Raw genomic sequence first — 14,022 nt, forward strand, 5'->3', positions numbered from 1 at the left:
CGCGCTTTTTTTAAATGTTTGTAATTGCCGTTAACACATCTTATTCTTACAACTTCATACGAGAATTTTTCCCGCCTGAAAATGAGTCCTGTCCGGATTTCAGCCGGTAAAATTCCTGGGTCGTTCAACCCATTTTATTGGTTCGCGCCGCCAATCTGGTAAATAATACCGATTTTGTGCGTTTCGGGCAGTACCGGATGGTTCTGAAAAGAATAATCCAGCATAAGCCCTTTAAACTTCAATCCGATGCCGGCAGAAACGCGATTGGGCGTACTCATGGCGCCGGCGCGCAGAGCCAGCCAGCGAACGGGCCAGAATTCGATGCCCGCAGCCGCGTGCGTGTCGAAGCCAACGGTTTTATCCAGGCTGAGCGTGGTAAGCACGTTGGTCATAGGCCGATAACCGACTCCCACCACAATGCGTTGCGGTAAATCGTGTTTTACGCGGTTACCAAGGGTGGGCGCATTTAGATTGTATGCGTACACGCCTGCAAAAATCCTGTGGTAAAGGCTGGCTTGCAGGCCCACATCAAAGCCAAAAGCGCCTGCCGCACCCAGATTGCGATCTTCCACGGAACGCCCCAGGTCCCAGTAGTAGTATTTCAGGTTGTAGCCCACCGACAGGTAGGAATGAAGATCGTTCAGCAGAAAAAAGCCGTGCGAAAGGGTAAAGGTATTTTCCTGTGACAGGGTGTTGCCTTCATAACGGACGCCGAAGAATTCAAAGTTTAGTGCCAGCGTTCCGAAGCGAGAAGGCAGGGGCATTAACGCGCCAAAGAAAGCATTTTGCAGAAAGGGCTGATTGAAAAGGCGCTGCACCGAAGAGCCCACCTGCCAGTTGTTTAAACCGGCCAGAGAAGCGGGATTTATGTAAGGCGCCCAGAAGTCGCCGGGTACAGAAACCAGCGCTTCGGACATGGCGGTTGCCCTGGCAGAAGGATAACGGCTGTCGAACACGCCTGCCTGACTGGCGGCGTTTAAAAACAGCAAAAGTAAAGTCGTCGTTAAAATTCGAAATCGCATTTTCTTTTCCTTTATTTCAAAACGGTTCCCACAACAATGGGAGCAATTTTTACCGTGCGTTTACCATTATTATTATTCACAACTTCCAGATGGCAAAGATAGGTTCCAAGCCCCACCCATTGTCCTAATTGATCGGTGCCGTCCCATTCCTTTTTGATGGGGAAAGGTAAGCCGTCGCCATCGTAAAGCGTGGCAATTAAACGACCGCTTAAATCGAAGATGCGCAGGGTCACGTGGCTGCTGGCGCTTCCGGCCTGATACTCAATGGCCAGCTTTTCTCCCTGATCCGGGACAAACGGGCGATTGGGAACCTTCAGATAAACCTGGCCTTCCGGCATTTCCGGGCGCAGAATGTCTTCCTGATAGCCTAACAGAATCTGCCCGGCTTCACGGTAAATGCCAACGACTCCGCGTACCAGAACGTAATCGCCAATTTCAAACTCTGTCAGGTCAAGATTAGCCGTGTCCCAGGCCCTTACGGTTACTTCGCCTGAGCCGTCGTTTATGTAAATATTGGTGCCGCCGCCGGTGTATTGAATGCCGGAAATCAAGCCTTCGATTTCCACAAAACTGCCTTCGAATTCAGTGGTCGAAGCCTCAAAGGTGCTGAGTTTGCGAACGGCCGGAATGGGCACATCGTCTTTTAGCACCGTTAAGGTGTAATTGACGATCTCTTTTTTACCCAGGTATTCGTCCAGCTCTCCGGAAATGATGACCAGCCGACCACGTTTAATGCGCACGTCAAGACCGCTGCCCTGGTAAATATTTAACCCGTAGCCCGATTCGTCCTGCAGGTAGGCATCGGTAAAATTGGTGCGCAAAATACCGGCGCCGATGGTGATGACGCCTTTAACGGTAATTCTGGCGCCAACCGGTTTCTGGCGGGCTTCGGCAATGGAGATGAACGAGCGGTTGGTGCCCTTACCCACAATGATGCGCGGCGGATCGGTCACCTCTTTAAGCATGCCCGTGGGTTCGCCGGTCTTGAATTTGAAAACCGAAACCGTGTCTGCGTCCGGGCTGGTAAGGCCGGTTACGGTAATGCTGCCGCTTTGCTGGAAAGTGAGAGTAAAATCGGACAACAGGATTTCATTGGCAGATATGGTTATGCTGGCATCGCTAAAAACGCCGCTCAGTTGAACGCTTTCGCTGCCCGGCTGCAACCACTGCCAGTCAGACGGTATGACCAGCGCGCACTGCCCGATGGTGTCTTCCACTGTACCGGTTAAATTGAAGGTTAAATTTACCGTTTCCGCCCGGCCCACGCTATCCGGCTGGACGCTAACCTGCCCGCTGCCGGCAACCGTTTCTTTAATCGCGCCTTTTTGAATGTCCTGCTGGTAGGCCACCACCACCTGAGCCGATTGGCGGTAGCTATCGATCACGCCGCGTACGGAAACGGTATCGCCCACGTTAAAGGCGGAAAGATCAAGGCCGGAAGAATCCCAGATGCGCAATTGCAGAGGCGTGGTGCCGTCGTCGATGGTTATGTTGGTGCCGCCGCCAATGTTTTCGGCTTTGTCGGTAATCACGCCCGCCGTTTCGATAAAGGTGCCTTCCAGATCGATATTGTTGGCTTCGGCGCAGGTTAAGTAAGGAACGGCAGGCACTGGATTGTCGGTGGAGATCAATTCCAGAGTAAAATTAATTAATTCGGTGGTTGCGTCGCCGGTTGTAGCGCTCACGTATTCGGTAACTGTTCCGGTAATTTTAAGGCGATTGCCTCTTACCAGCTCCGGGTAATTGGTGCTGGCGTCGCTCAGGTTAATGCCCCGGCCCGATTCGTCCTGTACGTAAGCGTCGCAGCGATCTGTGCGCGTAATATTGACCCCGACGGTTACGACCGCCTCAACGGTAACCACCTGACCTTCGTATTGAGAAAGATTGTTCTGGATGTCGGCGATGGTTAGCTTTTTCTGCACGGAGATGGAAGGAAAAATGGCAATGGGCGTCAGATTTCCGGCAGCCGTTGCGGTTTTAACTTCGATGGGATAACTGCCTTCTGCAGACGGCGCCTGCAGATTTTTAATCAACAGCGTACCGCCGGTTTGATCGTTCAGGCTGGCGTTTTCGATTAAAATTTGATTTTGATTGACGGTCACCGTGGCGGCGCTGAAGGCGTCTCCGCTTAATGCCAGATCAGCGGTCGTTTGCGACCAGGAAAATTCTGACGGTAAGGTAAGCTCAATGGAGACCAGCTCGTAAGTTTCCGTGGTAGAAAACGAAATGGTTAAATCGAACAATTCGCCGGCGTTCACCGATTCCGGCGTTAACTGTGCCGTGCCGGTGCCGTCGCCTGCTACCTGGCTAAAGCTGCCCGGCGTTGGAGAGGCCGTTTTAAAGCTTTGCTGAAAGTTTTCGCTGGCTTCGTTGTGGCCGGTTAAACCGTTTCCGTCGCTGGCAATTTCTTCCACCTCGCTTACGCCGTCCCGCTGTAAACTGTAGCCGGATGGAATGGAAGAAATGGCCTTTTGCTGGTTGGTCGGCAGGTCGTTCAGGTAGGCGCTGGCGTCGCTGTCTGCATCGGGGCCGTCTATTTGCTGGCCGCTTTTATCCATCCAGGTGGCGTTAAAAGCCAGCAAGCCCCAGGGCAGGTAATCTACGTCTTTTACCAGATCGCTCTGCCCGTCCCAGCTAAAGAGAATCATCATGCCCTTTACCGTTTCCAGGGCGGGATTGCTGCCCATGCGGATGACATCCAGGTCGGGCGTCTGATCGTCTGTGCCTTTAATTTCAAAGTCGGCGCGTTTGCCAAAAGCGGCAAAATAACCGGCGCCGTCCAGCGCCACGACCACCACCTGGCTGGCATTGAGCGTGAGTTCTGGAAATCTGGCGACAAAGAATTGATTGGTCGCCGGAAATTGATCGGCAACCATCTGGTAATAGGTATTGTAATTAGCCAGATACATTTCGCCTGACGAGAAGGTTTGCGCGGTGGGATTGGTGATTTCCACAAAGGCTTTTTCGCTTTCGCCGGAAGGCGGAACGAAGACTTCGCTAATCAATAGATGATCCTGAGCCATTAACAGAATGGGTAACAATAATAAAAATAATAAGCGATGCATTCCACTTACTCCTTGAGATAATTAAAGGATGAACGGCAGATAACCGTTCATCCTTTTGAACAGCGTCTTAATTTTTAAGACTGCTATTTTAATAATATTAACTTTTGCGTCCAAATTTTATTGCTAACTTTTAAAACGGCAAAATAAATGCCAGTGGGAACTTGCAAACCATTGTCTGCCGTAGCCTGCCACTTGAACTGGTGACGACCGGCCGTCAATTTCTGGCCGTTGATCAGCGTGGCCACTTTTTGCCCCAGCACGTTGTAAATTTCCAGATAAACCGTTTCTTTGCCCGCGATTTTGGCCGGAATTTCCACGCTTAAGGTCGTTGAGGGGTTAAAGGGATTCGGAAAAGCCGGCTGCAATGAAATGCGTTGCGGAACGATGGCCTGGCCCGGGCTTTCGATGCCGGTTAAACCGCTCAGGTCTGCTGTAGAGCGCGGCAGAATCTGATAGCCGTCCAGATAGGGCGCTTGCGAATCGTACTGGGAGAAGATGCCCACGATGGTTTGCGGCCAGGTCGGCGCAGAGGCATCGTCAATATCGGTGTCTTTATCGATGCGGAAGGTTATCTGGGTTGCGCCGCCGTCATCGGTAATGGTCAGGTTGGCGTTGTTGCCTGGTTCCGGCCATTGTCCGGCTCCGGCAACGGTGTCTGCATTTTCTACGCGTACCAGCAAGCCTTCGAGCGATTCCGGCGAGCTAAGAAGGACGCTTAAAGTGACCGTTAACGGTTCGGGCATGGTGGCTTCGCCGTTATCGATGATGTCGGTCTGCAGGTTTTCGGGAATGATTTCGGTTAATCCGCGGTACTGGGTCAGTTTGCCCACCACGGTGTAGCTGTGACCTTCGGTAAAGGTAAAGTCGGCGCCGTTGTATTTGAAGATGTTAATGGCGCTGTAATTTTCGTCCTGCATGAACACAGAAAGATGTGAGGTGTCGAAAACGCCGTTGGAAACGGTGGCCACGCCTGTGGTGCGAGCGTAAAAGCCGTCAACGATCAAAACGCCCTGGTCGTCTAATTGTTTAAGCACGGCAATGGGCGTTGTGCCGGCAAAAAAGCCGCGAACATCGCTAACGCTTACTTCGTTGTCGTTGTCAATGGCGTAAATCCAGTATTCCACTTTATCGCCGTCGTTGTAAGCGCTGGCCGGGATGACGCCCACAAAAATAGAATCGCTGCCGGTCATTGTGACGCTAACGGTGTCGCCGGCGTTAACGCGGTAGCGAAGCTCCACCTGTACCACCGTGCCGTTATCGACCACTTTTACGGTGTCGATAAAATCTTCTGTGGCCATAGGCGCTAATGCCGAACTACCAATAAAGCTGATTACCGGCGCATTGGAAATCAAAGCTACGTCTGCTTCGCTGCGCGGTTCAATTTTGTAATTACTGTAAGAATATTCGACCACGCCGGTGACGGTGTACATTTTGCCCTGTTCCGGCGCAAACTGAAAGATCAAATCGTCCACGCGGCAGGGACCGGAGCCGTCGTCCACTTCCCACTCGCCGTAACCCAGGTCGGGATTGGTGCAGGTGGCGTTGTTCACTGTAACCAGCACGCCTTCGTATTTTTCCTGAGGCACCTGACCGGTTGGCAGGCTAATAGGGTTCGGGAGCGGCTCATTTTGCGCCAGGATAGTGAATGCGCTCAAATCTTTAATTTCTGTTTTGCCATAGTATTCATCAACCACGCCGGTTAAACGAACCCGATCACCGAGTTTAACCTGGCTAACCGCATCCGCGTCAAATACATTGACCCCGCTCCAGGCCGAATCAGCATCCTGAATCCAGAAGCTTCTACTGCTTACGGCAGTCACCACGCCTTCCACGGTGACGACCTGTCCCAGTAAGGGCGAATCGCCTTCCATGCCGTCGGCTGTCTTTTGTACTTGCGCTATGGCGAAAATTTGCGCTGCAAGCGTTGTGGCACTCACTTCGGGAATGGCGCCATCCGTTTTAAAATCAACGTTGCTACCGGCATTGGTATAGGGATAAATGCGAAAGGAATACGGAGTTTCACTTTCCAGGCCCGTTACTGTAAAGGTGTTTTTGCCATCCTGATGCAGCACGTTAAAGGCGACCAGGCCGTCCGTAGCGTCTGCGTCATCGGCAATGGGATTTCCATCGGCGACGGTCGGGAAAGAGACCCCGTCTTTAACGCCCAAAAGAAGATATTTATCGGGCAAAACGCTACCGGTTGCGCCAGTCCAGCTTAAATAAACCGAATAGGTTTTGACGGAATCCACCGTAAAGTCGGTTACGTGGTTGCTGGGTTCCGGTTTGACCGTGGCGCTCAATTCCTGATTCTGGTTAAGATCGCCGGGAGTTGCCGGGAGAGGTTGCTGCCAGGCAAAAGCGTCATAGGTTGTACCGCTGCCGCCTAATTGCAAGGAATATCCCACGCTGTCCGGCTCAGAAACCATGATATCCACAGAAGTCATCCCACTGGCCGGTCCGTTGGTAGCGGTCAGAGTTCCTTCATAACTTAAAAATTGCCCGCTAATGACCGCTCCCTGATAGCTCAGCGCCATCCCGTCGGGTGAGCCGTTTTGCAGGCCATTGGTTGGATAAGTGTAGTAGAAGAAGGTAAAGTCGCCGACGGTTGCGCCCTGCACAAATTGATCCAGGGTTTTGGTGTCGTAAACAGCGCCGTCGTTGCCATTGTACAGGTCAACAGCAAAATCTGTCAGGTTGTAATTACCGACATTTTCAATAACAACTTCAATAAATTCACCTTCATCGGTGCCGAAATTATCGTAATGAATTTCATTAATCCAGGCATTTTGGGCGAATATCAGAGAAAATGCACTGAACAAAATAAATGTCATTCGAATGAACTTGTGAGTCATAGGGTAATCCTCCATTTTAATTTATGTGTATCTGTAAAATTAACAAATTTTTATTTGAATTCAATTAAAAAAACAAAAAAATGTTTGATATTGCCTTAATGAGTTCTATCTAAAAAGGTATTTTTTTACTATTCCAGTATGAGAGTCTTTAAATAGATAGATTATTTTTATTGCAGCTAAAAGAGTTCCCTCTTCGTTCGAAATGACCAATCACGCTTTTAGAATTCTTTCTTCGAAAGATCTAGTGCCTTAGCGTGCGAAAATTTTTAAACTCATCCCCCAGCCCCTTCTCTTTAGAAAAGAGAAGGGGAGGGGCTGTCCCAAAAGTAAATCAAGATGTATAAATATGCAGGTTTTTAAATATAATTTTATTGGTAAATGTGATACGAAATTATGGAAAAGGTAAAAGATTTCAACAAAAAAACATGAATAAAAACAAGATTTAAATTGGTTCTATTTATTGTCTTTAGCACATAAAATAACTTGCATTAATAGTTTGAAAATATTAAATTTAAAATAAAAACCATGAAGCCAAAACGTTGTCGGAAAATCCCATTTAAAACTACCGATCAAAACCAACTTACTATTCTTCCGCCTTCATTAGATGAGCTCATAGAACCCAATCATATGGTTCGGTTTATCAATGCCATCATAGACAAGATGGATATTGATTTTTTAATTAAAGAATACAAAGGAGGCGGTCGGGCCGCGTATCATCCGCGGATGCTATTAAAAGTAGTCATTTATGCCTATACGCAGAAGATATTTACTTCGCGCCAGATAGCTAAGGCCTTAAGAGAGAATATTCATTTCATGTGGTTATCAGGGAACAGTCGTCCGGATTTTAGGACGATAAATCGTTTTCGTTCATCACGATTGAAGGGAAAAATAGAGGAAGTATTCACCTATGTAGTTGAGCAATTATTGGAGTTGGGCTATATAGGATTAAATGATCTTTTTATAGACGGGAGCAAATTTCAGGCGAATGCGAATAAATACAAGGCAGTCTGGAAGAAGAATGTAGACCGTTACCAGAGAGTACTTCAAGAGAAGCTAAAGGAATTACTAAAGAAGATAGATAGCGAGAATGCTTTAGAGAATCGTTTATACGGTAATAAAGATTTAGGAGAATTAGGAGAGGATGTTACTTTAAGCTCTAATCAGATTGAACAAATAGTTGATATATTGAATGAGCGGTTAAAAAAGGAACCGGACAATAAGGAATTAAAGAGAGCAAAAAATAAAATAGAGAAGGATTATTTACCGCGCCAACGTAAATATGAAAAGCAACGAAAGCTTCTAAATGGTAGGAATAGCTATAGCCAGACGGACCCGGATGCTACCTTTATGAGTAAGAAGCGGGATCATCATAATAATACGGATTTGCTTCCGAGTTATAATGTTCAGGTAGGAAGTGAGAATCAATTTATAGTGAATTATACGATAAATCAGAACGCGAATGATAGCGTATTATTAAAGCCCTTTATGGAGTCATACAAGCGTTGTTATGGTAGGCAACCAAATCGAGTAATAGGCGATGCAGGCTATGGAAGTGAGGAGAATTATGCATATTTGGAATCAGAAGGTGTAGAAGCTTATATCAAATACAGTAGTTATTACAAAGAGCAAAAGAAGTCATACAAAGAGAATCCTTTTTTGATAGATAACATGCGGTATGATAGTGAATTAGATCGCTATGAATGTCCTGCCGGTCGGTATTTAGAATATGTTGGAGAACAGGAAAGTGTTACGTCGACGGGTTTTAAAGTAAAGCATCGTATTTACCGTAGTGAGAGTTGTGAAGGCTGTGTATTGAAAGAGAAGTGCTACAAGGGCCAGACTGCACGTGTTGTTAGAGTAAATGTCATGCTTAATGATTATAAAAAGCAGGTTCGTTCTCGATTGAATACGGAAGAAGGAAGAAGATTAATCAGCAAACGAGGTTCGGAGATAGAAACAATTTTTGGACAAATAAAGCATAATCTAGGAATAAGGGGCTTTTTATTAAGAGGATTAGAGAAAGTAAAAACAGAATTTGGTATAATAGCAGTAGCGTATAATTTAAAAAAGATGTTTAATCAGATGAAAGAGTACGGTTTAGTTAACGAGATGTATAAGTATAGCGCTAACATCTTTTTTAATTTAAACCGGGCAAGCCAGTGTCAAAATTTAGGCCCAAAAAATACCATTTTAAAATCGTTAGAGCGGTTTTTTATAGAAATTAAGGAAAAAATAGTTGTTAAATATTCATCTTGTCTCTTCAACGCCAAAATATGTTTTGTATAAAAATTTACTTTCATCGACTTTTGGGACAGCCCCGAGTAATTGTGCCGGTTTGCTTAGTTTTCGTCTTACATGTTGAGATGCCGTTCTATTTTTTCTTTTCGATCCTGGCGTTCACTTTTCGGCTGACGCTGGACAGATGGGGTTGCGTGAAAAAATCTTTGTGCCCTTTGTGACTTCTTTGCGCTCTTGGTGGTTCGTTTTTGGTTGCGGCTATGCTGCCTTAGAACGAACTCCTTAATAAATCAATATTTTTTATTGATCGTTACCAACATCCATGTCAATGAGAGTAATCAGAGAAACGCACAAAAAAGAAAATAAAAGGCGGGGGTAACCCCCGCCTTAAGTTTATTGTTGATTTTTGTTTTTTGGATGCCACTCGCTGCTTTTGGTCAATATGTTTTCCATTCGGCGCACCAGCTTGTGCGGGTCATTCAAATAGCCTTCCATCAGCAGCGCGGCTTCAAACAATTGTTCGGTGGCTTCGTCGATAAACGGATCTTTGGGATCGTTCTTGTAAATGTGTAGCAAATTGCGAATTAATTTATGATCTTTGTTGACTTCAAAGATCTTTTTAGGAATGCTGGTGTCTTTATTGATGATTTGCATGATCTTTTGCATCTGAGAGGTTACCTGACCGTCCGGATTGACCAGGCAGGAGGGGCTGTCTTTCAGGCGTTTGGATTCGCGCACTTCGGTGACACGGTCGCCCAGGATATCGCGCATTTTGTCCAGCAGTTTTTGAAAGACTTTTTCTTCGCCTTTGCTCAGCTCTTCCACTGGTTCTTCGTCTTTAATTACGTCTTCAAATTTTTCCAGTTTAGCCAGGTCGGCGTGTTCGACGGCCACAAAGGTGTAGTCGTTTTTGTACTTATTCAGTCCGGTAATGACAAACTCATCCACCGGATCGTACATGTAAAGCACCTCGATGCCCTTGCGTTTAAATATTTCCAGATGCGGATCCGTTTCCAGGGCCTCGCGGCTGGCGCCGGTGATGTAGTAAATTTCTTTTTGACCTTCTTTGGCGCGTGAAACATATTCGGCAAACGATGTCAGTTCGCCTTCTTTTTCCAGCGCCGACGAGTCAAAACGCAGGAGTTCGGCAAATTTTTCCTGATTGCTGTAGTCCTGATATCCCAGTTTAAAGATTTTGCCGTGTTCATTCCAGAAGGTCTTGTACTTTTCCGGTTCGTTTTTGGCCATTTTTTCCAGATGGGAAAGGATCTGTTTGACCAGCACCTGTTTGATTTTCAACACCACGCGATTTTCCTGCAGAGTTTCGCGCGAGATGTTTAAAGGAATGTCCGGCGAATCCACCATGCCTTTCACAAAGCCCAGGTATTCGGGGATGATGTCGGAGAATTTGTGCTGGATCAAAACGCCGCGTACGTACAGGTCGAGCCCGATGTCTTCTTTAGTCAGTCCGAAAACATTGTAATTTTTTTGCGGGATGAACATGATGCTGTAAAACTGAACGGGCGCGTCCACCGCCACATGAATGGTTTCCAGCGGCGGCTCCGGATCGTAAGTCAAAAATTTGTAGAATTCTTCGTACTGTTCTTTTTTGATGCTCGACTTCGGTTCGCGCCAGATGGCCCGGATGGTGTTGACCTTTTCGCCGTTTACTTTAATATCGAAATTGATGAAGTTGGAATGCTTTTTAATGATCTCTTTAACGCGCCAGTCTTCGGCAAATTCTTTGGCGTCTTCTTTTAAATAGACGGTAATGGCGGTGCCGCGTTTGGGCGTCTCTTCCAATTCCATCACTTTAAAACTGCCCTTTCCTTCGGATATCCATTTAACAGCCGGTTCGTCTTTCAAGTACGATTTGCTGACAATTTCCACACGCTCGGCCACCATAAATACGGAGTAAAATCCCACGCCAAACTTACCGATGATGTTGGCCATCTCCTGCGGTTTGGCTTCTTTTGACAGACGTTCGAGAAAATCAGCCGTACCCGATTTGGCAATGGTTCCAATATTTTTAACGATTTCGTCGCGCGTCATGCCAATGCCGGTGTCGCTGATTTTCAGCCATTTTTTGTCTTTATCCAGTTCGATGTTGATCTCCAGCGGCAGATCTTTGTCCGCCACTTCGCTGCCGCGCGTAAGCTCAAAGCGCACCTTGTCCAGGGCGTCAGAAGCGTTTGAAATTAGCTCGCGCAAAAAGATTTCACGGTTGGTGTAGAGAGAGTGTACCAGAATATCCAAAAGCTGATTGACTTCTGCCTTGAATTTGTACGTTTTTGCCTGATCTGCCATCTTCGTCTCCTTAATATAATTTTAGTTCCGCTTAACCATAAATGAATAATATTTATCGCTTTAGTTTTGATGCAGATAAGAATTTAGAGTTACAGGGTCAAAAATTCAAACTTCTTTTATAGATATTGTGATTTAACGGTTCAAAATATTTATTGTAAAAGAGATTTACGCGTTAGCGGAGCGCTCTGACAGAGCGCTCCGTTTGCGCAGTGGAGGTAATGGCCCGGGGCAACGCCCCGGGCCTAACATTCCCACGACAGGACAGAGCGCTCTGACAGAGCGCTCCATTCGCCGTTTGCCCCAAAACGCTCCCCAAAAACTCTCGCAGGCTAAACTCCCTGACCTTTCGAAGAAAACTTTCTAAACGGATTTTTTTACACCTGGCCCGTTTTCGGCGGCGCAGCACCGGTTTCGATCCAGGCCAAACACAATGCTAAAAAAATTGCTCAACAAAAAGCCGGTCACACCCCAGATAACTTCATTCTGATAATGATAGTAATGCAAAAGCCAGTTAACCCCATCCTTGCTTACAATTTTTGTTTCAAAGTTTTTTTCATCCAGCAAATGTAAAAGCGGCGCCTCGATTAGATAATCGATCTCACTTTCGCTGATTTTGAAATTGTACGGATATGGAATAACGCCAACAAAAGGGGTAACCAGATAGTACGTATTGGTTAAAAAGCGATCGGTCTGGCCCAGTACTTGAACATCTTTGGGCTTTACACCGATTTCCTCTTCAGTTTCGCGCAAGGCGGTTTGCAACAGGTCGGCGTCTTCGTCGTCTTTGCGCCCTCCGGGCAGTGAAATTTGATTTTTGTGATGTTCCACTTTGTCCGTGCGTCTGGTAAATAGCAAATAGGGCTCACGGTCTTTAAAGAACAGGGGAAACAAAACCGCGGCCGGAACGCCTGCCACATCCTTGCGAAAAAGAAAATCCCGTGTTTGATGGTCGGCTAATTTTTGTTTGATGTGCGAAATGAGGCGCTGCGAATCAGAACAAATTTCGATGATCTTTTTTTTCGTCATGCAAACTCGTTAATTGGATTGATACTCTTCTTCTTTGATGTTGTAGTCGTCAATTTTATTGTAAAGCGATTTACGGCTAATACCTAACAGTTCGGCCGCTTTCAATTTGTTGCCGCCCACCATCTTTAACGTTTTAACAATGGACAAACGTTCAATGTCTGGCAACGACATACCAGCGCGCAAACGGATCTCTTCGGGGCCTGGATTGAGCACAAACGGCGGCAAATCTTTTAATTCGATGCGATTCCTGGCCTGAATCATGGCGTTTAGCACCACGTTGCGCAGCTCGCGCACATTGCCCGGCCAGGCGTAATTTTGCAAGATGTTCAGCGCCTCTTCGCTGATCCCTTCGATTTGCATGTCGTACTTGGCGTTAAACTGCCGGATAAAAAACTCTACCAGCAGGGGCACGTCCGAAACGCGTTGGTGCAGAGGCGGAAGATCAATACGGTAAACATTGAGTCGGTAGTACAAATCTTCTCTAAAACGCCCCTGCTCAATCAGTTCTTTTAATTCGGTATTGGTGGCGGCTACAATGCGCACATCGATTTCAATGGAACGCGAACTGCCCACGCGCTCAATCTGCTGCGCTTCCAGCACGCGCAACAGGGCGATTTGCGTGGCCTCGTCCATGGTGCTGATTTCATCCAGAAACAACGTGCCGCCATGCGCTTCTTCGAATTTTCCCTTGCGCGCTTCGCTGGCGCCGGTAAAGGCGCCTTTCTCGTGGCCGAACAATTCGGAAATGATCAAATCTCTGGGGATAGCGCCGGTGTTTACGGCTACAAAGGGGCCGTTCCTTCGATCGGAGGCCTGGTGAATGGCGCGCGCCACCAGCTCTTTGCCGGTGCCGCTTTCCCCGTAAATGAGCACGGGAACATCAATATTGGCAATTTTTCGAATCTGTTGCGCCACCTGTTTGATGGGCCGCGATTGCCCCACGATCTCGCCAAAATGCATGGGAATGGTTTCTCGTTCCGGCTGTTTCCAGCCCTGGGCTTGTACCGCACGCCGCACCACTTCTTTCAATTTTACCGGATCTATCGGCTTGGGCATGTAATCGAACGCGCCCAGACGCAAAGCCTCTACCGCATGTTCAATAGATCCATATCCGGTAACCATGATCACTTTAAGCATGGGATCATAATCGTTAATGATTTTTAAAAGCTCCATGCCGTCGATTTTTTGCATTTTGTAATCCGTAATAATCAGATCATAAGCATTCGATCGGATTAATACCATGGCGCTCTCTGCGCTGTCTGCCTGATCAACCAGATAGTCTTCGTCTTCCAGCAAAAGCGCCATGCCCTCGCGGTGGGCTTCGTCGTCATCTATGACCAGTAATCGGGGTTTTAAGTTCTTGCTTTTCATCTCTTCCAACAGGTTAAAATAAAGTTCTTCCGCACAATGGCGTTACAGCCTTTCGCTACCCTTTTTGCCCCCTTCCCGGGGATTCATCTGTTTTTCAGCGTCACCGATTGTAACGTTCGCCGGAACGGTTAAAACTTCAAT

Annotated in this window: 7 protein-coding genes; 1 reads left to right on the top strand and 6 read right to left on the bottom strand. The window is 47.1% G+C overall.

Annotated features, from left to right (window positions below):
- Positions 1-134: 134 nt before the first annotated feature.
- The 3 genes from Cabys_RS18260 to Cabys_RS18270 form a co-directional block, all read right to left on the bottom strand.
- Positions 135-1,022 (bottom strand): PorV/PorQ family protein, encoded by an 888-nt coding sequence (locus tag Cabys_RS18260; RefSeq protein WP_006927887.1) that lies wholly within the window; start codon positions 1,020-1,022, stop codon positions 135-137.
- Between the two features lie 11 nt (positions 1,023-1,033).
- On the bottom strand, positions 1,034-4,087 hold the full coding sequence (locus Cabys_RS18265) for an OB-fold nucleic acid binding domain-containing protein (RefSeq protein ID WP_006927886.1): 3,054 nt from the start codon (positions 4,085-4,087) through the stop codon (positions 1,034-1,036).
- Between the two features lie 83 nt (positions 4,088-4,170).
- Positions 4,171-6,939 (bottom strand): FlgD immunoglobulin-like domain containing protein, encoded by a 2,769-nt coding sequence (locus Cabys_RS18270; RefSeq protein ID WP_006927883.1) that lies wholly within the window; start codon positions 6,937-6,939, stop codon positions 4,171-4,173.
- Between the two features lie 525 nt (positions 6,940-7,464).
- Between Cabys_RS18270 and Cabys_RS18275 the strand changes: the two genes are divergently transcribed.
- Complete coding sequence (locus Cabys_RS18275) at positions 7,465-9,225, top strand: IS1182 family transposase (RefSeq protein WP_006927882.1); 1,761 nt, start codon at positions 7,465-7,467, stop codon at positions 9,223-9,225.
- A 345-nt stretch (positions 9,226-9,570) separates the two neighbouring features.
- On the opposite strand, the gene htpG is transcribed toward Cabys_RS18275, so the two are convergent.
- From htpG to Cabys_RS18290, 3 genes are all read right to left on the bottom strand, one after another.
- On the bottom strand, positions 9,571-11,484 hold the full coding sequence (htpG, locus tag Cabys_RS18280) for a molecular chaperone HtpG (RefSeq protein ID WP_006927881.1): 1,914 nt from the start codon (positions 11,482-11,484) through the stop codon (positions 9,571-9,573).
- 360 nt (positions 11,485-11,844) lie between these two features.
- The gene (locus Cabys_RS18285; protein ID WP_006927880.1) at positions 11,845-12,510 is read right to left on the bottom strand and encodes an NUDIX hydrolase; all 666 of its coding nucleotides are present in this window, start codon (positions 12,508-12,510) and stop codon (positions 11,845-11,847) included.
- A 9-nt stretch (positions 12,511-12,519) separates the two neighbouring features.
- Positions 12,520-13,881, bottom strand: coding sequence for a sigma-54-dependent transcriptional regulator (locus Cabys_RS18290; RefSeq protein ID WP_006927879.1), 1,362 nt, complete (start codon positions 13,879-13,881; stop codon positions 12,520-12,522).
- Positions 13,882-14,022 lie beyond the last annotated feature (141 nt).

The sequence above is a fragment of the Caldithrix abyssi DSM 13497 genome, from assembly GCF_001886815.1.
GTDB classification, from domain to species: domain Bacteria; phylum Calditrichota; class Calditrichia; order Calditrichales; family Calditrichaceae; genus Caldithrix; species Caldithrix abyssi.